The organism is Niallia endozanthoxylica (assembly GCF_008710145.1).
GTDB classification, from domain to species: Bacteria; Bacillota; Bacilli; order Bacillales; family Cytobacillaceae; genus Bacillus_BD; species Bacillus_BD endozanthoxylica.
Map to the genome: position 1 here is coordinate 242716 of NZ_VYKL01000015.1, position 21219 is coordinate 263934.

The 21219-nt window shown below is 37.7% G+C and carries 21 protein-coding genes; all 21 read right to left on the reverse strand.

The genetic code is table 11. The features are described from left to right. Positions 1–59: 59 nt before the first annotated feature. Positions 60–443: a TIGR02530 family flagellar biosynthesis protein gene (locus F4V44_RS08270; protein WP_191090609.1), complete on the reverse strand. Its 384-nt coding sequence runs from the start codon at positions 441–443 to the stop codon at positions 60–62. Positions 444–456: 13 nt separating this feature from the next. Continuing rightward, a complete protein-coding gene (flgD, locus tag F4V44_RS08275; RefSeq protein WP_150439526.1) occupies positions 457–1092 on the reverse strand; it encodes a flagellar hook assembly protein FlgD in 636 nt (211 codons plus the stop codon). 11 nt (positions 1093–1103) lie between these two features. After that, positions 1104–2276 (reverse strand): flagellar hook-length control protein FliK, encoded by a 1173-nt coding sequence (locus F4V44_RS08280; RefSeq protein ID WP_150439527.1) that lies wholly within the window; start codon positions 2274–2276, stop codon positions 1104–1106. Positions 2277–2318: 42 nt separating this feature from the next. Continuing rightward, positions 2319–2918, reverse strand: coding sequence for a MotE family protein (locus F4V44_RS08285; protein WP_150439528.1), 600 nt, complete (start codon positions 2916–2918; stop codon positions 2319–2321). An 8-nt stretch (positions 2919–2926) separates the two neighbouring features. After that, positions 2927–3370, reverse strand: coding sequence for a flagellar export protein FliJ (fliJ, locus tag F4V44_RS08290; RefSeq protein WP_150439529.1), 444 nt, complete (start codon positions 3368–3370; stop codon positions 2927–2929). A 4-nt stretch (positions 3371–3374) separates the two neighbouring features. Beyond that, the gene (gene fliI / locus F4V44_RS08295; RefSeq protein ID WP_150439530.1) at positions 3375–4691 is read right to left on the reverse strand and encodes a flagellar protein export ATPase FliI; all 1317 of its coding nucleotides are present in this window, start codon (positions 4689–4691) and stop codon (positions 3375–3377) included. Continuing rightward, a complete protein-coding gene (fliH, locus tag F4V44_RS08300; RefSeq protein ID WP_191090610.1) occupies positions 4688–5461 on the reverse strand; it encodes a flagellar assembly protein FliH in 774 nt (257 codons plus the stop codon). Before fliH ends, fliI begins: the two co-directional genes overlap by 4 nt. Then, positions 5454–6470, reverse strand: coding sequence for a flagellar motor switch protein FliG (fliG, locus tag F4V44_RS08305; protein WP_150439532.1), 1017 nt, complete (start codon positions 6468–6470; stop codon positions 5454–5456). Before fliG ends, fliH begins: the two co-directional genes overlap by 8 nt. A gap of 14 nt (positions 6471–6484) precedes the next feature. Next, entirely contained in the window at positions 6485–8077 is a 1593-nt protein-coding gene (gene fliF, locus F4V44_RS08310; RefSeq protein WP_150439533.1) for a flagellar basal-body MS-ring/collar protein FliF, read from the reverse strand. Positions 8078–8147: 70 nt separating this feature from the next. Beyond that, positions 8148–8441 carry a flagellar hook-basal body complex protein FliE gene (gene fliE, locus F4V44_RS08315; protein WP_223881860.1) on the reverse strand — a complete coding sequence of 98 codons (294 nt, stop codon included), beginning with the start codon at positions 8439–8441 and terminating at the stop codon, positions 8148–8150. Between the two features lie 24 nt (positions 8442–8465). Beyond that, positions 8466–8924, reverse strand: a complete 459-nt coding sequence (gene flgC / locus F4V44_RS08320) for a flagellar basal body rod protein FlgC (protein ID WP_150439535.1) — start codon at positions 8922–8924, stop codon at positions 8466–8468. Next, positions 8924–9319: a flagellar basal body rod protein FlgB gene (flgB, locus tag F4V44_RS08325; RefSeq protein ID WP_150439536.1), complete on the reverse strand. Its 396-nt coding sequence runs from the start codon at positions 9317–9319 to the stop codon at positions 8924–8926. The genes flgC and flgB overlap by 1 nt, the downstream gene beginning before the upstream one ends. A gap of 448 nt (positions 9320–9767) precedes the next feature. Then, positions 9768–10547: a GTP-sensing pleiotropic transcriptional regulator CodY gene (codY, locus tag F4V44_RS08330; RefSeq protein ID WP_150439537.1), complete on the reverse strand. Its 780-nt coding sequence runs from the start codon at positions 10545–10547 to the stop codon at positions 9768–9770. A gap of 100 nt (positions 10548–10647) precedes the next feature. Then, the gene (gene hslU / locus F4V44_RS08335; protein ID WP_150439538.1) at positions 10648–12054 is read right to left on the reverse strand and encodes an HslU--HslV peptidase ATPase subunit; all 1407 of its coding nucleotides are present in this window, start codon (positions 12052–12054) and stop codon (positions 10648–10650) included. Between the two features lie 20 nt (positions 12055–12074). Next, entirely contained in the window at positions 12075–12617 is a 543-nt protein-coding gene (hslV, locus tag F4V44_RS08340; protein WP_150439539.1) for an ATP-dependent protease subunit HslV, read from the reverse strand. A gap of 268 nt (positions 12618–12885) precedes the next feature. After that, positions 12886–13788 (reverse strand): tyrosine recombinase XerC, encoded by a 903-nt coding sequence (xerC, locus tag F4V44_RS08345; RefSeq protein ID WP_150439540.1) that lies wholly within the window; start codon positions 13786–13788, stop codon positions 12886–12888. Positions 13789–13849: 61 nt separating this feature from the next. After that, a complete protein-coding gene (gene trmFO / locus F4V44_RS08350; protein WP_150439541.1) occupies positions 13850–15157 on the reverse strand; it encodes an FADH(2)-oxidizing methylenetetrahydrofolate--tRNA-(uracil(54)-C(5))-methyltransferase TrmFO in 1308 nt (435 codons plus the stop codon). A 292-nt stretch (positions 15158–15449) separates the two neighbouring features. Next, on the reverse strand, positions 15450–17528 hold the full coding sequence (topA, locus tag F4V44_RS08355) for a type I DNA topoisomerase (protein ID WP_150439542.1): 2079 nt from the start codon (positions 17526–17528) through the stop codon (positions 15450–15452). Positions 17529–17989: 461 nt separating this feature from the next. Beyond that, the gene (dprA, locus tag F4V44_RS08360; RefSeq protein ID WP_150439543.1) at positions 17990–18844 is read right to left on the reverse strand and encodes a DNA-processing protein DprA; all 855 of its coding nucleotides are present in this window, start codon (positions 18842–18844) and stop codon (positions 17990–17992) included. A gap of 120 nt (positions 18845–18964) precedes the next feature. After that, on the reverse strand, positions 18965–19867 hold the full coding sequence (sucD, locus tag F4V44_RS08365) for a succinate--CoA ligase subunit alpha (RefSeq protein ID WP_150439544.1): 903 nt from the start codon (positions 19865–19867) through the stop codon (positions 18965–18967). Between the two features lie 17 nt (positions 19868–19884). Beyond that, positions 19885–21045: an ADP-forming succinate--CoA ligase subunit beta gene (sucC, locus tag F4V44_RS08370; RefSeq protein ID WP_150439545.1), complete on the reverse strand. Its 1161-nt coding sequence runs from the start codon at positions 21043–21045 to the stop codon at positions 19885–19887. Positions 21046–21219: the final 174 nt, after the last annotated feature.

The window sequence follows — 21219 nt, forward strand, 5'->3', positions numbered from 1 at the left end:
AATGAAGCTGCGTCAGCCACTCAGCAGCTTATGGGCTTCCTAAAAGGTCCAGCCCTATGTTAATCCATCAAAATCGTTCCATTTATATTCGTAAAAATTTGTGTTGTTGCTTCAGCACGGTTCATAGCCGTAATAACTGTATTGTTTTTTGCACTTACAATTAACGCGGCCTCTTCTAAAAGTACAAGCGATTCTTTTACGCCCATGTTTTTCGCTTGTTGTACTTTTTCATCAATTTGCTCCCAACGAGCAGCATTTATTGTGATACCTCTTTGTTCTAGTCTCTCTTGTGCATGTTTAGATATCGTTAATTTGTCACAGTTAGGTTTTATAGCGGAATGGAGTTCAACTACAAAAGATGTTTCTTCCTTTTTATTTGTTTTATGCGTTTTTCTCATATTTCCTTGAATAAATGGCTGTGTCAGCGGTCTGTAAACTTGCATTAAAACCTCCCCTTTATTCGATTTTTATCACTTGTGAAGATGTAATTACTGAGTTTCCTGTATCATCTAACTGGAATGAGATTTTTCCATTTCTAAACGAAACCGAATGGATGACGGCACTAACTTCTTCATTTGATTCATTTACATAGGTCACTTTTTTGCCAATCATCATGCTTGCTTGAATCATGTTCGACTCATTAGCTGTCGCATTGACTTGTGAGATATTGGCCGGTTCAAGCTTTGTACCATCTTCAAGAATGAAAAGTACTTTTTCATTTTTATATTGAATACTTGTAACTTTACCAGAACCTTCCTTTACTTCTGCCGTACCATCTTCCAATTCGCTGAGTTTATGCCAGGCAACCTCTTGACCAACAAATTGATTATAGGAAATCAATAGGCTTTGCTGCTGCTGTGTGATAAATCTTTCAAGCGTACTGTTCATATTTGTCATTTGTTCTAAAGAAGAAAATTGTGCCATTTGAGCAATGAACTCCGTATCCTGCATAGGATTTGAGGGATCCTGATTTTGCAGTTGTGTCATCAATAGCTTTAAAAAATCATCTTTTCCAAGCTGAGATGATCCGGTTTTCCGCTCAGCTTTCTGGTAATTAGTGAGGTATAAATTGGAATCAATGGTATTGGTCAAAACTTTCCCTCCTATGCTTCTACATTTAAAAGAACTTCCTCGAAAGAAACAGCATGCGTCTGATTTCCACTGTCCTGCTGTTCTTCCTGCTCATTAGGTTGCTGTTGTCCCTGCTCCTTTTGCGGATTTCTATTAAGGAACCGCTCCTGTTGAAGCTGCTGATTTATCTCAATTTTTTCCACCTGCAGATTTTGGTTAAGAAAGGCTTGCTTAAGATTTAGAATTTGAGATTCTAATAAATCCTTCGCATTTTCAGTAGTTGTTAAAATTTTTGCTGTAAATATTGAATTTTGCTGTATTAATTCAATCCGTAAAGCTCCTAGGTGTTCTGGGTATAGCTTAATGAAAAGCTTTTGGTTCCCGCCTGCAGTGATAAATTGACTTTTGGCTAAAATAGTTTCAAATTGTTTGATAAGCTGATCTTTGGAAACCAGCTGCCCTGATTGCTCTTGCAGCAAAGCCAATGGATCCTGTTTTGCCAAAAACGATAAGGAATGAATAGAACCAGTCGGCATGAATCTGCCCGTTTGATTGCTATCTATCATGCTCAACTGCTCCTCGTTTTGCCCATTTGCTATTAGACCCTCCAGCTTTTCAACTGTCTTTTGTAAAAGCTGCTTCATCTGAGTATTTTCCAGATTGGGCTGCTCGTAGTGTAAGAGCAATTCCAGCAGTTTGAATGACTTGGCTAATTGGACACCTTCTTGGTCTGCCTCAAACGACAGCTGATTGATATTTATGCTTGGCAAAATTTGAAGTAAAGACATTAAAGCTTCATTTAGTTCCATGTTTGGAAGTTCTTCCATTAGTTGTATTAGCTCCATTTCTTCAAGAAAAGCATTAAGAGCTGAACGCAACTCTCCTTCATTTAAATGTAACTTTTCTAAAATCACCATTGACAAATCAGTGTTACCTTCTGTCAGTAAGTCCTCTATTAAATCACTTCCATACTCAATTTCAGCTAAGTCGGATGCTTGTAATAACTTAACAGCCTCTTTTATTTCAGTATGAGATAGTGCAGGAAGCTCCTGCCTCGCTGCTTTCTCCATTTTAATGCTAGAGTTAGGCTGTTTGAGATTTGACAATAAATGGGCAAATCTGTAATTCTTCTTTTGTCTCGCATTTACATTGCGCGTAAAATCTGTTTTTGCCATACTGACTGAATTAATTTGCGTATCCATCATTCCACCTCCTTGCAAATAAGAGATAAAATTAAAGAGTTATAGTTATTCATTACTGCTATTTTTTGTTAATAGGACAGTATATTTAGCTGCATCTTGAGCATTCATTTTCTCAAGAATAGCCGCTAATATATCCGGCTTTAAGCTTGACAATATTCTAATAGCTTCATCATCATTCATTTCAGCAATAATAGGCGCTGCTTTTTTTGCTGATATTGTTTCGAATGTATTTACAATTTCTTTAAATGTTTGCTGACCTTCTTCCTGAGTTAAGAGCAAATCATCTATTTGAGACTGCAATTGTTCTTTTTCCCGTTGGAGTGTGTCAATTTCTAAATCTTTTCCTTCAACTGCTGTTTCAAGCTGAGCAATGACTGCTTCACGTTCTTCAATTTCTGCCTTCAATTTCGTTAATGTACTTTCGCCTTCTTTTAAAGCGTGTTTATCGCTTAATTCTTCCCTTGTTGGTACAAACGGAATTTTGTCTCTGAACTCGTTAGCCTTTTCGAATACATTAATACCTGCAACAGTTAATACAAGGACAGCTACAGTTACGGCAAATAATGTAGGTATAACAATCACTACAAAAAACCATTGTACTTTACTGTATTTCTTTTCTTCCTGTTCTTCTATTAACTTTTCCATGTTTACACCTAGCTTCCTCGATGAACAAAGTGTTGAATGGAGATATCATCCATTTGTTTGGCTTCAACATGTTTTACTTCCTCTAAGAACTCATGCAAGCCTTTTTCCTTCATTTTTACAAATTTTTTCACTTCGATATTTTTATGCATTAATTTTTCCTGTTGGAAAAGCATATGATTACGGGCATTCTGCACCATTTTTTGATATTGCTCAATTGACTTTTGTAAGTTCACAATAAACTGTTGATGATGTCTTATTTCCAGCACTGGTAAGCCGCTTACAAGCTTCATAGACTGATAGCTTTCTAAATCCTCTTTTTTTTTCAGCAGCTCATATAATTTTTCGGCCACTTCTTCGAACCTTTTTACTGAATCATTGTAAGCCGAAAGAGCTTCGTTTTTCTCACGTTCTTTGACAGACATAATTTTTTCAAACTTAAAATGGTACCCCATGAGGTTATTCTCCTCTTCCTATTAATTGGTACAAAGTATTAACGCTGTCCTGCATGGACATTTTTTCATGGGTTCCTTGCTTTAAAAAGGAAATAATCTCTGGATATAACTGGATAGCAGCATCAATTTCTCTTGATGATCCCTTTTTATACGCACCAATATTAATTAAATCCTCGGCATTATAATAAGTGCTCAAGAGTTCTCTTAGTCTCTCAGCTGATTTACTATGTTCCCTGCCAACGATATTATTCATCACTCGACTGACACTTTTTAAAACATTAACAGCTGGATACTGACCTTTATTCGCTAAGCCTCGATCAAGTACAAAATGGCCATCGAGAATTCCACGTACCGTATCAGCTATCGGTTCATTCATATCATCACCATCAACAAGGACAGTATAGAACGCGGTAATAGAACCAAGTTCATTTGTTCCTGTTCGCTCTAACAGCTTTGGCAATAAAGCAAATACAGAAGGTGTATACCCTTTAGTTGTAGGAGGCTCACCGATTGCCAGTCCTACTTCCCTCTGCGCCATAGCAAAGCGTGTGACAGAATCCATCATTAACATCACATTTAATCCTTGATCACGAAAATACTCGGCTATCGCTGTAGCCGTAAGCGCTCCCTTTAAGCGCATCAGCGCAGGCTGATCAGAGGTAGCTACAACAACAATCGATCGCTGCAATCCTTCTGACCCGAGATCTTTTTCAATAAACTCACGTACCTCCCGACCCCGTTCACCTATTAATGCAATAACGTTTAAATCTGCTTTTGTATTACGCGCAACCATACCAAGTAATGTACTCTTTCCCACACCGCTGCCGGCAAAAATACCTACGCGCTGACCATTGCCGACGGTTAACAAGCTATCAATCATCCGCACACCTACCTCAATTGGTTCAGATATAGGCGGTCTTTTTAACGGATTTGGAGGTGCTTGCTCTGTTGGCACAGATGTCAAACCTTTCGGTAAATCCATCCCGTCAAGGGGATTCCCTAACGCATCAATGACATTTCCTATTAATGCAGATCCCACTTTAATTTCGAGAGGCTTCGAGGTGGCTTCAACAAGGCTGCCGGGAGCAATATCATTTACAGATGTGTAGGGCATTAAGATGACATTTTCTCCTTTAAAACCGACTACCTCAGCTTGGATTACTCTATTTTTTCGATGGCGAACATGAATGAGACACAAGTCTCCAACGGAACTTTCCGGTCCTTGCGATTCAATCATAAGACCAACAACTTGTTTCACTCGCCCAAAACGTTTATAGGAGTCAATTCCCTCCAGTTTGTTAACTAAATCAGCGGCTTTCAACTCTGATCACTCTCCAGCCATTCAGTCAGCCTCCGTTTTATTTCCGCAAGCTGAGTATCAATACTTGCATCAATGCGGCCATATGGTGATTCCAACCGGCAGCTGCCTGCAGGTAAGTCACTGTCGGGATAAATAAACAGCTTTGTATCATGTGTAAAAACAGCCAGCAATTCTTCTTTTCTGGAAAGTAAATATTCATAGTTCTCAGGGTTTACATGTATCTCTACATCTTGAAATTCCTTAACTTCCCGCACAGCTTTTTTCACAAGCGATACAAAGAACCCTTGGTCATCTTCAACCTTTTGATGAACTATTTTTTCAGCAATACGCACCGCTAAATCTAAAATGGTACTTTCTGATGCTTCTAAATATGCGTCATAATCCGTTTTAGCAGAGCGAATCATTTGTTCCGCTTGTAAAAGTTTTTCTTGATACTCAGAATAGCCCTTTAATTCTCCCTGTTCCCATCCAGCATGATAACCTTCTTCCCTAGCTTGATTTACCAACTTGACCCTTTCCTGCTCCCATTCCTCCCGTGCCTGTTGAACTTGGGCAAAAAGTGCGTCAGTTTCACTTTTCGCCTTTCTCTTAATCCTGTCAGCTTCAAGCATCGCTTCTTCAATTATTTGGCTGGAAGTTTCTTCTTCCATTTCTGGATCTTTTTTTAAAGAGAAATCTTCCTTTACTTCTGGCATATTAAATAATTTAATAGAAATGACTCTCTTATCAGATGAGGTATCCGACCATTGTGATTTAATAAGCCTAGACAATGATATCATCTCCTCCGCCACGGGCAATGACAATTTCTCCTGCTTCTTCTAAACGGCGAATAATCGCAACAATACGCGATTGAGCTTCCTCTACATCCCGTAAGCGAACAGGTCCCATATATTCCATTTCTTCTTTAAACGTTTCAACCATTCTTGTTGACATATTTTTAAAGACAGTCTGTTTAACTTCATCACTAGAAACTTTAAGTGAAAGCAATAAATCCTCATTTTCGCATTCACGTATAATCCGTTGAATCGATCGATTATCCAATGTAACAATATCTTCAAATACAAACATTCTCTTTTTAATTTCTTCGGCAAGTTCAGGATCCTGTATTTCAAGAGCATCTAAAATCGTTCTCTCAGTTGTTCTATCAACACCGTTTAATACCTCTACCACAGCCTCAATGCCGCCTGTTTGCGTATAATCCTGCGTTACAGTCGTTGACAGCTTCCGCTCTAATATCTGTTCAACTTCATTTATTATTTCTGGAGATGTGCTGTCCATTACAGCAATTCGTTTTGCAATATCCGCTTGCATCTCCTGAGGCAGCTCAGATAGAATTTGGCCAGCCTGCTGAGCGTCTAAATAAGAAAGTATTAAAGCAATGGTCTGCGGATGTTCATTTTGAATGAAATTTAATATCTGACCTGGGTCTGCTTTCCTTGCAAAATCAAAGGGACGGACCTGCAATGAAGAGGTAAGTCGGTTTAAGATGACCGCTGCCTGCTCTTCCCCAAGAGCCTTTTCAAGAACTGTTTTTGCATAGCCAATTCCACCTTGGGCAATATAATCCTGGGCAAGTGCGATTTGATGGAATTCCTCCACTACTTCTTCTTTAGCCTGACTGTCAACCTTTTTCACTCCGGATATTTCTAATGTCAACTTTTCAATTTCTTCCTCACTTAAATGCTTATAAACCGATGCAGAAACATCCGGACCAAGAGAAATTAAAAGAATGGCTGCCTTTTGTTTTCCACTTAATTCCTTTTGTTCATTTTTTGCCATCTTATCCCCTCCCTTTAGTCCTCAGCTATCCACGACCGTAAAAGCTTAGCAAATTCTTCCGGCTTTTCTTTAGCCATTTTTTCAAGTTGTTTTCTGCGAAGACTGTTTTCTGTTTCATTACTGTGGTCATTAACATCAGGAATCTCAATTGGATGTATAAAGTCTTCCATACTTTCCTCATCTTCTTCAGAGCTCTTTCTACGAGCTCTAATATATAGAAATACTAGTAATCCAATTACCGCAACAAGCACCCCGCCAATAGCATAAATCCACCATGGAATAGAGAACTTCGCTTCCTCATCAAAAGCAATCTTTCCTTTAAATGGCTGAACGGAAACTGAGATTTTTCGGTTAATATCTTCATCAGTCAATTCTGCATTCTCATTTTTATCAATTGAGGTTCTAACAATAGTGGCAAGCATATTTCTCATATCATCTACTCGTTCCGCAGGCAATGAATCTGGATTATCAGCTTCAGGCGGTTCGACCATCACTTGTATACCAAGATCTCTAATCTTAAATGGACTTTCAACAATTTCTTTTCGGATTCTATTAATCTCGTAATTAATCGTATCATTAACTTTTTCGTAATTACCGCTATTTGCAGCGCCGTCTGGTTGAGTATAGCCAGTATCTCCTGCTTCCTCAGCCTGTGGAACTCCCTCAGGAGCATTCCCTGAACCTGTATACGCTTCGGTAATTTTTTGGGCGCTTATTGCAAGCCCTTCCATATTTTCCTCGTCAACAGGTGTTACTAGATTCTCTTCTCGATTTTCCTGCGTAAAATCGATATCTGCAGTTACAGAAACAACAACTTTATCCTGCCCCATCAATGTACCTAACATACTCTGGACTTGACGCTGTACATCACGTTCAATTTCCTTTTTCACTTCTTGGTGATTAGCAAAAATAGATCCTGATAAATTATTTTCATTTTTTAAATCAAAATACTCAAAGTTTTGGTTCATAATGACGATATTATCAGTAGGCAAGTTAGGAACGCTTTTTGATACCAATTGATACAGGGCTGTAATTTGATTTTGTTCAAATTGATAGCCTGGTTTTGTACTTAATACAATGGAGGCTGAAGCCTCTCCCACTTGATCAGTGACGAATAAACTGGTTTCAGGAAGATTAATCATCACCTTTGCATCAGTAATTCCTTCAATTCCTTTTATTAGATTCGCAAGCTCTGTTTGCATTGCATCCAGCTTCAGCACATTAAATTCATTTTCAGTCGTTCCCATTCCGGCGTTTTGACTAAAAAAGGAATAGTCGATGCTACCTGATTTTGGAAGACCTTCTGCCGCCAATTCAACCTTTAATGTATCAACAATTTCCTCTGGAACTTTTATTGTTTGACCGCCGTCGGTTATTTCTGATTCAATCCCTCTTCCATCAAGGCTTTCTTTAATAGAACCGGTCTCAGAAGGAGTGAGATTGCTATATAAAGGCACTAGATTAGTCCTTGTTGTCAAAAATGTAATAACTCCGGCAGCCATTAAAATAGAAACAACAGCACTGATTAAAATGATCCGCTGTTTTTTTGAGCGACTTGTCCAGTACTCTTTTAATGGGTTTACAAATTTTTGTAACGATTCCTTCATGTTTATCCCCCGGTTATTAGATCTGATTCGTCAGTAGTAAATAACCTCCAAAATACGCTTCTTATTTCTATTAAACTTGCATTCTCATCATTTCTTGGTAAGCTTCTACCGCTTTATTACGTATCTCAAGTGTCAATTGCAAGGACACACTTGCTTTTTGTGATGCGATCATCACCTGATGCAAATCAACATTCTGTCCGAGCGCTAATTTTTCCGTTAATTTATCAGATTCCATTTGTGCTTGATTCACTTTTTCAATTGAACTTTTAAAGAAGGAAGAAAAGCTTTTTTGTGCTTCAGCCGGCGTAGCGGCTGTTTGTGCAGTTTTCAACCTATTAGCTGATACTGCCGGCGTAATGGTAATTGGCTTCAATTAGATGTCTCTCCTTTATTTTCCAATCTCTAATGCTTTCATTAGCATATTTTTAGATGCATTAAAAACCGTAACGTTTGCTTCGTAAGACCGGGTTGCACTCATTAAATCTACCATTTCCTTTAATGGATCAACATTCGGCATTTGGACGTAACCATCCTCGTTCGCATCTGGATGCGAACGATCATAAACAAGCTGAAATGAAGATTCATCTTCTACGATTTTGCTTACTTTTACACCATTACCGGCTCTCTGACGACTATTCGTATCCAGCGCCGTTTGCAGATAAGAAGAAAATTGATCTTCTTTTGCCTGCATGACAACAGATTTCCGACGATAAGGTTCCCACTCGCCATTAACAAATTTGGCACGAGTTGTATCTGCATTTGCCATATTTGAAGAAACAATATCCATCCGAAGGCGCTGAGCGGTTAAGGCTGATGCCGTTGTATTCATGCTATGGAAGATTGACATTACTTCCCACCTCTAATCACATTCTGCAATGTTGAAAATTTTCCACTTACCCTTTCAGTCAAGGCATTATAGTAAATTTGATTTTTTGCTAGGTCAGACATTTCCCGGTCGATATCAACACTGTTACCATTCTCATTATAAGAAACTAACTTTTTGTTTATAACACTTGATGAAGCGTCTACTGGTTTGTGTAAGACAAAATGTCTATAATCCGTACGGTTTGTTGAAAAAGATTGATCCACAGCATAATCTAGCGCAGCTTTAAAGCTGACTTCCTTTGCCTTATAATTGGGGGTATCTACGTTTGCAATATTTTGAGAGATGACCTTTTGTTTTGTTGAAGAATAATTAAGTGCATTCTCTAACAAAGATATTGTGCCTGAAAATAAATTCATCGTTTCACCTCTATACTTCAATAATATTTATGACCGAGAAATATGTAGAATTATGATGAATATTAACGAATCAATAGTTACAAATCTAATTGTAAATAAAACGTAATAATATGTCTATGACTGTTACGTTAATTTTAATAAGCAAATAGTCCCATTTTATAAAAACACGCGAAATATCCATTATTTGATTACAATTTTTTATAGAATCTTAATACAATCCTAGTAAAAATAAATTAGGTTAATTAATTCGATATACCTAGATTAGTCCATTTAAATGGAACATTACGAATATATTACATTGTAAAACTTAATGTAATTTACTGTTCAACTCTATTTATTCTATTTTTTACATTTTGTCGAATTCAATTCAACTAAATAGATCTAATATTTTTCTTATATAAGAAACAAAAAAATCATCTGCTTAAACAGATGATTTTTAATCATTTATTTAGTTTGTTTTTAATTTTTCTAATTCCAGTAAAAACTTATCATTTAGAACCTTAATATAGGTTCCTTTCATTCCAAGTGATCGTGACTCAATAACACCAGCACTTTCAAGCTTACGCAATGCGTTTACAATAACTGACCGAGTAATACCAACACGATCGGCAATTTTGGAAGCAACTAGGAGACCTTCAGTACCATTTAATTCTTCAAAGATATGCTCTATTGCTTCAAGTTCACTGTATGATAATGAGCTGATTGCCATTTGAACAACAGCTTTACTGCGTGCTTCCTCTTCAATTTCCTCTGCCTTTTCATGAAGTATTTCCATTCCTACAACCGTTGCACCGTACTCTGCAAGAATTAAATCATCATCATTAAATTGTTCTTCTAGTCTTGACAGAATCAGAGTACCAAGACGATCGCCTCCGCCAATAATTGGTACGACAGTTGTTAAACCATCCTTGAAAAGATCCTTATTTTCCGATGGGAAAGCAGAATAGTCACTTTCAATTGTAAGGTTTGGTGTTGTTTCATTAATCCCGAATAGATTCTTTGTATATTCCTCAGGGAACTGACGGTCTTCTAGCATTTTTTTCATCCGGTCATTTTCAATCTGTTGGTTTACAGAGTAACCAAGTAATTTCCCACGGCGGCTCACAACAAAGATATTTGAATTAATGACATCACTCAATGTTTCAGCCATCTCTCTGAAGTTTACCGACTTTCCGGTAGCTTTTTGCAACATTGCGTTAATTTTTCTTGTTTTTGATAATAAATCCATTACATTCTTCCTCCTATTAACTAACAACCGATTATTCTTTATCTAGGTTTAGTTACATTTGTTGATTTTCTTCTATTAGACGTAACATGCGATAGAGAACTTAAAGAATAAAACGGCTTAGATCTTTATTCCGAGAGATTGCCCCTAACTTTTCTTCTACATATTGCGGTGTGATAACGATTTTCTCCATTGTAATTTCTGCAGCCTCAAACGATAAATCTTCAAGCAGTTTTTCTAATATCGTGTGCAGACGTCTTGCCCCAATATTATCTGTATTTTGATTCACCTCAAAGGCAACTTCAGCTATCTTAGTAATAGCATCGTCAGAAAATTCAATTTGTATACCTTCAGTTGCCATTAATGCCTGATATTGTTTAATTAATGCATTATCTGGTTCTATCAGTATTTTCACAAAATCTTCTATCGTTAATTTTGTCAGTTCAACCCGAATTGGAAATCTCCCTTGTAATTCAGGTATTAAATCAGAAGGCTTTGCAATATGAAAAGCTCCAGCAGCAATAAAAAGAATATGATCTGTTTTAACTGAACCGTATTTTGTTACTACTGTTGATCCTTCAACAATCGGAAGGATATCCCGCTGTACACCCTCACGAGACACATCTGCAGATGAACCACCGCTGTTTTTACTAGCAATTTTATCAATTTCATCAATAAAAATAATTCCTGATTGCTCTGCACGATAGACCGCTTCTTGTGTAACCTCATCCATGTCGATTAACTTCGCTGCTTCTTCTTGAGTTAATACTTTTCGCGCTTCATGAACAGCCAGTTTTCTTTTTTTCCGACGCTTTGGCATTAAACTTCCTAATGCGTCTTGCATATTTAACCCCATCTGTTCCATCCCCGAGCCTTGCAGCATATCGAACATGGATGGTTGATTTTCTTCTACTTCAACAGTTACAATTTCATTTTCTAATTCTCCTGCAGCTAGCTTTGCCAGTACACTCTTCCGCTTTTCTTGAAGATTAGCTTCATCAGATCCGCTTGTCTCCTGTTGGTCTTGATTACCACCACCGCCAAATAGCATCTCAAGAGGATTTTTTATTGATGCAGTTTTTTTATTTGAAGGCACAAGCAATTCAACCAAACGCTGATTGGCATTTTTTTCCGCTTTGCCCTTAACACTTTGCATTTTTTCCTCTTTTACAAGCCTAACAGAAGTTTCAATCAAATCCCGAACCATTGATTCCACATCACGTCCTACATAACCAACCTCAGTAAATTTTGTAGCTTCAACCTTCACAAACGGTGCCTGTACAAGTCTTGCTATTCTTCTCGCAATTTCCGTTTTTCCGACACCTGTCGGTCCAATCATTAGAATATTTTTTGGACTAATTTCATCACGAATTTTCTCATCCAATAGACTGCGGCGATATCGATTGCGAAGTGCAACAGCAACCGCTTTTTTAGCATCGTTTTGCCCGATAATATACTGGTTAAGTCGTTCAACAATTTGACGGGGTGTTAAATTTATACCTTTTACCATGTACTTAGACTCCCTTCCCACTATAACTCTTCAACGATAATATTATCGTTTGTATACACACAAATTTCAGATGCAATTTCAAGCGATGCTTTCGCTATCTCTTTCGCCGTTAAGTGTTCTCCAGCATATTTCTTTAATGAGCGTCCAGCAGATAATGCATAGTTCCCACCTGAACCAATTGCTAAAATGCCATCATCTGGCTCAATAACTTCCCCTGTTCCTGATACGAGCAGTAAATCTTTTTCATCCATAATAATTAGCATAGCTTCTAATCTTCTTAAGACCTTATCACTTCTCCACAATTTTGCTAATTCAACAGCAGCTCGCTGCAGGTTGCCATTATACTCCTCTAGTTTTCCTTCAAATAATTCAAATAATGTAAAGGCATCTGCCACAGAGCCGGCAAATCCAGCTATAACTTTTCCATTGAAAAGCTTTCTAACCTTTCTAGCTGTATGTTTCATGACAACTGCGTTTCCAAACGTAACTTGACCATCACCAGCCATTGCACATTTTCCTTTGTGATGAATCGCAAAAATAGTGGTCGCATGAAATTCTGCCATCAAAAAACCTCCTTATTATTCTTGCATATTTAATCGGTCTATATAATATCGGGGTGGCACAAGATGTACTGACCTCGACGTAAACTATAGGACACGGCGATTTTCAGTTGATATTTCTCCTCTTATCCGCCTCCGCTTTTCTATGTCTAGCTGCAGCGGCTAGACCCTCGAGGTCATAAGCTGTGACAATGGAAAGGTGAAAGGACAATCTTCCCATTGCCCCATCTTATGCTTGTCAGGTCTGAGCAAGCCGCTTCCGCTTTTCTTATTAAGCTCTTGGGTGATGAGACATATATGACTTTCTTAAATACTCATTGGTTACATGTGTGTATTTTTGTGTGGAAGATAAAAAGGAGTGACCTAACAGCTCTTGTACCGTTCTCATATCTGCTCCGTTTTGCAGCAGATGTGTTGCGAACGTATGCCGGAGCATATGTGGGTGTATTTTCCCGTTATAAGAAGAATCCTCAAGTATTTTTCCTAAAATAACACTTATTCCCCTCGTTGTTAAAGGTCCGCCCCTATAATTAACAAAAAGAAAATCATGGGTATTTTGGTTTTTCATTAATTGTTTACGAGCATTATGTATATATTGTTCTAGTGCATCATGAGCAAAACTTCCAAACGGCACATATCGATCTTTTGAGCCTTTTCCGTGAACGAGAATTGTTGATAAAAAGAAATCAACATCCTTGAGCCGCAATTGACTGCACTCTCCTACACGAATACCTGTCGCATACAATAATTCCAATATGGCTAGGTTTCTTAAACCTAAAGGTGACTCTGTCTTGATTGCATCAAATAATTGCTGCATTTCCTCACCATAAAAGAAATTTGGCAGCCGTTTTTCTGCTTTTGGAATCGATACAAGCGTAAATGGATTTTCCTCTATTATTTTTTCCCTAGACAGAAATTTATAAAAACTGCGCAAACTTGAAATTTTTCTTGCAACTGACTTCCTTGCCAGCCTTTCCTCATACAATTTCGTTAAATAGATTCGGATGTCTGAATATGTAACATCATTTACACTGTTAATATTTTGTTCATTCATGAACATAAAAAAATCTTTTACATCAAACTCATAAGACCCAATTGTATATTGTGAATAATTTCGTTCAATTTGTAAATATTCAATAAACAACTTTAACATAACGTTCACATTTTCAACCATTCCAATCACCTCACATAGGCTACTATAGCATACCATATTATAGCAGCCTACATCAAATAAATCACAAACTCTTCATAAAGTTCTGAATTGTTTCTAATGCTCGTTTTGCATGTTGTTCATTTCTTTCCTGCTTCCCTCTGATTTTCACAGGTAATTCAGGAAATAGCCCAAAATTCGCATTCATTGGTTGGAAGTTTTTTGCATTTGTTGTCGTTATATAATTAGCCATACTTCCAATTGCCGTTTCAACAGGAAATCGAACCGGCTCCTGGTCATTTATCAGCCTTGCGGCGTTAATCCCCGCGACTAATCCACTTGCAGCTGACTCAACATACCCTTCAACACCAGTCATTTGTCCTGCAAAAAACAAATCTTCACGAAGATTGAATTGATAGGTAGCCTTCAGCACTTTGGGTGAATTAATAAAGGTATTTCGATGCATGACACCATAGCGGACAATTTCAGCCTGTTCAAGTCCTGGAATTAATTGCAGCACTTCCTTCTGTGCTCCCCACTTCAAATGCGTTTGGAACCCGACAATATTATATAAAGTGCCGGCAGCGTCATCCTGGCGCAGTTGAACAACAGCATAAGGCCTTTTCCCAGTCTTTGGGTCCTCTAATCCAACTGGCTTCAATGGACCGAATAACATCGTCTTTTTTCCTCTTTGGGCCATTACCTCAATCGGCATACAGCCTTCAAAGAATATTTCTTTCTCAAATTCTTTTACAGGAGCTGTTTCAGCAGTAATTAATGCATTATAGAAACGTTCAAATTCTTCCTCAGTCATCGGACAATTTAAATACGCGGCTTCCCCTTTATCGTATCGGGATTTCAAGTACACCTTATTCATATCAATGCTGTCTTTTTCAACGATTGGCGCAGCAGCATCATAGAAATATAAATAGTCTTCACCAGTCAATGCTTTTAATTTATCCGCAAGCGCTGAGCTTGTTAATGGACCAGTAGCTATTATTGTTACACCTTCTGGAATCTCCGTTACTTCCTCATTCATGACCATTACGTTAGGATGATTTTTCACTTTTTCTGTTACAAGCCCTGCAAACTCATGCCTATCAACAGCTAATGCTCCACCAGCCGGCACAGCACATTCGTCAGCAGAGCTGATAATAACTGAATCAAGCTGACGCATTTCTTCTTTTAAAACACCTACAGCATTAGTTAAGTTATTGGCTCTTAAGGAATTACTGCAAACTAATTCAGCAAATTTATCCGTATGATGAGCAGGTGTTTGTTTCACAGGTCTCATTTCATACAACCTGACGGATATCCCCCTTTTTGCTAACTGCCAGGCAGCTTCACTCCCAGCCAATCCAGCTCCAATCACATTTACATATCTATCTGTCATACTAAACCTCCTATATTAAAAAACACAATCCTCAGCATAACATAAATTTGAATCCAATCGAAAAAATTCAGATCGCTATTACTACTATCAACTGTTATATATAATAATTATCTTTTTATTTATATTCACTTTGCATTTTACACAATATTTTCAAAAGAATAAAGTTTCATTTGATGATTTATGTCGATTTTTATATAATTTTGTCAATATTTTATTATATATTACTTATTACATTGCCATACTAATAAGCCTTCTCTGTAAGCATAGAAAAGAGTGAGTATATCACTCACCCTTAACTTTGTGGTTCTTCTTTATAATCACATTCCACACATTGTACCTGTACGCCCTTTTTCAGTTTCTTTTCAACCAAGAGCCCTTCACATTTAGGACATTTACGAGGTAAAGGCTTATCCCAAGACAGAAATTCACATTCTGGAAAACGGTCACAGCCATAAAAAATTCGTTTTTTCTTACTTTTTCTTTCAATAATATTTCCTTCGTTACATTTCGGACACTTTACACCAATTTCTTTCACAATTGCTTTTGTATTCCGACAGTCAGGAAAATTACTGCAAGCCATGAATTTTCCATAGCGTCCCATTTTAAAGACCATCGGATTTCCACATTGTTCACAGTCTTCACCGGCAGGTTCATCTTTAATCTCTACCTGTTCCATCTCTTTTTCAGCAATTTTAAGTTTTTTCTCAAATCCCTGGTAAAAATCATCAATAATTTTTACCCAGTTTATTTGCCCCTCTTCGATATTATCCAAATCTTGTTCCATTTTTGCCGTGAATTCTACATTAAGAATTTCCGGGAAAAATTCAAACATCAGCTCTGTCACAATTTCTCCAAGCTCAGTCGGGATAAAACGCTTATTTTCAAGAGCGACATAACCCCTTTTTTGAATCGTATCCAATGTTGGCGCAAACGTAGAAGGACGGCCAATCCCAAGTTCTTCAAGTGTTTTAACTAGCCTGGCTTCCGTATAACGAGGAGGAGGCTGTGTAAAATGCTGTTTTGGATCAATATCCTTCTTAAAGACCTCGTCACCTTCTCGTAAATCCGGCAACAAACGATCCTTCTTCTCTTCAGCATTGTCATCTGTACCTTCTACATATACCTTCATAAATCCAGAGAACTTAATTTTTGATCCAGTCGCTCTGAATATGACGGGACCATTCTTTAAATCAACACTCATCGTATCCATAACAGCCGCTGACATTTGACTTGCTACAAAGCGTTCCCAAATTAATTTATACAGTCTTAACTGGTCACGAGAAAGGAATTCTTTTAAGCTATTCGGCTCTCGTAACGTACTAGTCGGTCGGATGGCTTCATGGGCATCCTGAGCAGTTGAATTTTTCTTTTCCTTACGCTGTTCTTCTTGTAAAAAGGCCTTGCCATACGAACGTTCGATATACTCTGCAGCCTCTGCTTTTGCTATATCTGATATACGAGTAGAATCCGTTCTCATATATGTGATAAGACCAATCGTACCCTCACTTCCTATATCAATACCTTCATAAAGCTGCTGCGCAAGCATCATAGTCTTTCTCGCCCTGAAATTTAATTTCCTAGCGGCTTCCTGCTGTAAGGATGAAGTTGTAAACGGAGCTGCCGGGTTACGGCGCCGTTCTTTTTTCGTAACACTTTGCACTGTAAATCGGTCTTCATTTATTTGCTTCAATACATTTTTTACGTCTTGCTCAGAAGATAACTCCACTTTTTTCTGATCAATCCCGTAAAACGATGCCTCAAAACTCTCATTCCCCTTTAAAAATTCCCCATCAATGGTCCAGTACTCTTCTGGGATAAAGGCTTTAATTTCTTTTTCCCTGTCAATAATCAAACGAACGGCTACTGATTGAACCCTGCCTGCACTTAAACCTTTTTTTACCTTTTTCCATAACAATGGACTAATATTATAGCCTACTAGACGGTCAAGAACTCTACGCGCCTGTTGGGCATCCACTAAATCCATATTAATCGGACGAGGATGCTTAAATGACTCTTTAATGGCATCCTTTGTAATTTCATTAAAAACAACTCGACAATCTGAGTGAACGTCTACGTTTAAACTATTCGCTAAGTGCCAAGCAATTGCTTCTCCTTCGCGATCAGGGTCGGCTGCAAGGTATACTTTTTTTGCCTTTTTTGCAGCTGTTTTTAAATCCTTTAAAATAGGACCTTTCCCTCGAATCGTAATATACTTTGGTTCAAATTGTTTTTCATAATCAATACCCATTTGACTTTTAGGTAAATCTCTAATATGTCCCATCGATGCTTTTACTTTATATTTTTTTCCTAAATACTTCTCAATCGTCTTCGCCTTTGCAGGTGATTCAACGATTACAAGAAACTCTGACATTCCTAAATCCTCCTCAAGAGGGACTATATCCGCACTATTTCTATCACTATAACTGTAAACTTAAAATATTCATTATTATTGTCCAAATTTATCACGTCTGTCAACAAAAGATGTTAAATAATTTATAATATTTCTTCTTTTATATGACTGCTCCCAAAAAGGAAAACGGTTTCAGGCTATAAAAATAAGTATTAAAAGTCTATTCCATTAACTTACTTATCATCCATAAACACGGATATTTTCCGACACATTTTTGTTACCTTTGATGCAATTTCTCTTCATTATAATACATTTTCAGAAATTGAGTCATGACATAACTTATGTTGCAAAATGTATAACAGATTAATAATAATTTCAACCTTTTTATTGAATATTTAACAAAAGTAAGGGGAAAACACAATAAAAACGGTTATTTTTTCTTCATTATATTTAGAAATGAACTTTTTATTACGTATTATAAATTAGATTTCTTCCAAAATGTCCTTTGCCGTAATGACAAGTTTAGCACCTTGTTGAATCAGTTTATTTGTTCCAACAGAATATGGAGAAAGAATATGTGCGGGAACGGCAAATACATCCCTGCCTTCTTGTAGAGCGTAATCAGCAGTAATAAGCGATCCGCTTCTTTTTTTAGCCTCAACAACAAGAATACCATGGCTTATGCCTGCTATAATACGATTTCTCATTGGAAAATGCCATTTTTGAGGTGTGGAATGCGGAGGATATTCGGAAAGGACCAAATGTCTTTCCATCATATATTGTGCAAGCTTTGCATTTTGCTTCGGATAGATGTGTTCAAAACCGCCAGCAATCACACCAATTGTCCTTCCTCCAAAGCGAATAGCCGTTTGATGGGCTTCTGCATCTATACCGGCTGCCAAACCGCTTACAACGACAATCTCGCGTTCTATTAACTCCGGGAATAATAACTCAATGGACTTTTTACCAAATACAGTTGCCTGCCGCGAACCAACAACAGCAAGACGCCTATTCGCCGATAGTAAACTAAGGTCACCTTTCGCATATAGCACCCAAGGAGGTTGATACGTTTCTTTTAGCAAAAGAGGATATTCAGGATCAAACAAGGTAATTATACCAATATTATTTTGCTCATATTGATTAATCCTCTCTATAATATGCTGAGATTTTAAATCTTCAAGAATGGAAGCTGCTGTTTTAAGTGTGGAAAAATGGCTGCCAGAGCGAAAATCATAAAGGGAATGTAACTGTGGGTCTTTTTTGAGGATGGTGTGAATACTATCCCAACTTGCTCCTTTGCATTGGTGAAGATGGACTAGCTTTTGTTTAAAGTTCATGGTAGTCCTCCTTATAATCAATTAATTTTTTACTGTATACCGATGCAAATTATACATGCATCTTCAGGTAACCGGAAAAAGCCCCTTAATGACAAGGGACTTAATCCTATTGGTATATTATTAATGTGTTTTACACTTTTCGTAAAGGCCTTTTTCCTTTAATACAGTGATTAACGTTTCACCCATTACAGAAGGAGTATCCGCCACTTTGATTCCACATTCATTCATAATACGGATTTTCTCGTCTGCAGTACCTTTTCCGCCGGAAATGATAGCACCAGCATGTCCCATACGTTTTCCTGGAGGTGCTGTACGGCCGCCAATAAAGCCGACAACCGGTTTTTTCATATTTGCTTTTACCCACTCAGCAGCTTCTTCTTCAGCAGTTCCCCCGATTTCACCAATCATGATAACTGCTTCCGTTTCAGGGTCTTCATTGAATGCTTTTAAAACATCGATGAAGTTTGTACCGTTAACAGGGTCTCCACCAATTCCAACAGCTGTTGTTTGACCAATACCAGCCTGTGTTAATTGATGAACTGCTTCATACGTTAATGTTCCAGAACGAGAAACAACGCCTACATGGCCTTTTGTATGAATATAACCCGGCATAATACCGATTTTACATTCGTCAGCTGTAATAACGCCCGGGCAGTTAGGACCGACTAGACGGGTTTTCTTGCCCTCCATGTAACGTTTTACTTTTACCATATCCAATACTGGAATATGTTCTGTAATACAAATCGCTAATTCTATCTCAGCATCTACTGCTTCAATAATAGCATCAGCTGCAAAAGCTGCTGGCACATAAATGACAGATGCAGTTGCGCCTGTAGCATCTACAGCGTCTTTGACAGTATTAAAGACTGGTACTCCTTCAACCTCTTGTCCGCCTTTACCAGGTGATGTACCTCCAACAATTTTCGTACCATATTCAATCATTTGTTTTGTATGAAAAAGGGCAGTTGAACCTGTAATCCCTTGAACAATGACTTTTGTATCTTTATTTATAAATACGCTCACGTTTATTCTCCTTTCTATTACTTCACTAGTGTAACGATTTTTTGTGCTCCGTCTGCCATTGACTCAGCAGGAACAATATTAAGACCTGATTCACGTAAAATTTGTTTTCCAAGATCTACGTTTGTCCCTTCTAAACGTACAACAAGTGGAACTTCAAGGCTTAATTGCTTTGCAGCTTCGACAACACCCGTTGCAATAACATCACACTTCATGATTCCGCCAAAGATATTGACAAAGATACCTTTAACATTTGGATCAGAAAGGATAATTTTGAACGCTTCTGTTACCTTTTCAGCAGTGGCACCGCCCCCAACATCAAGGAAGTTTGCCGGTTCTCCGCCATAGTGATTAATAATATCCATCGTTGACATCGCAAGTCCAGCACCGTTAACCATACATCCAATGTTTCCATCAAGGGATACATAGCTTAAATCATATTTAGATGCTTCGATTTCTTTTGGATCTTCCTCTTCAAGGTCACGATATTCAAGAATATCTTTTTGTCTATATAATGCGTTAGAATCAAAATTTAATTTTGCATCAAGTGCCATTACTTTTCCATCACCTGTTACTACAAGTGGGTTGATTTCGGCAATTGAGCAATCCTTTTCAATATAAGCATTGTACAGTCCAATCATAAACTTCACAGCCTGATTGATTAGATTATGCGGAATATTAATATTAAAAGCGATTCTGCGTGCTTGGTATGGCATTAAGCCTAGTACCGGATCGATTTCTTCTTTGAAGATTTTCTCCGGAGTCTTTTCTGCCACTTCTTCAATCTCAGTTCCGCCTTCTTCAGAAGCCATTAAAGTAACTCTTGACGTAGCGCGGTCTAATACAAGACCAACATAGTATTCCTTCTTAATGTCACAGCCTTCTTCGATAAGTAAGCGTTTAACTTCCTTACCTTCTGGACCTGTTTGATGTGTGACAAGTGTCTTGCCAAGAATTTCAGTTGCGTATGTACGAACCTCATCCAAATTTTTTGCGACTTTTACACCGCCGGCTTTTCCTCTTCCACCTGCGTGAATCTGTGCTTTCACTACACAAACATCTGATCCAAGTTGTTTTGCTGCTTCTACCGCTTCTTCGACAGTAAATGCAACCTTACCATTTGGAACTTCTACCCCATATTTTCTGAGGATTTCTTTCCCTTGGTACTCATGAATATTCATTTCCCATCCTCCTATTAAACTATTGGAAAGCATCTGCAATATGCAGAACTCTTTCATTTCAACAGATTTTCACTATTGAATTTTAAAAATATACTGCGCTTTCATTTATTTTATATTAAGCAAATAGAGCTTGTCTACAATAATGAATCAAAAATTTATTTTTTTATAAATATT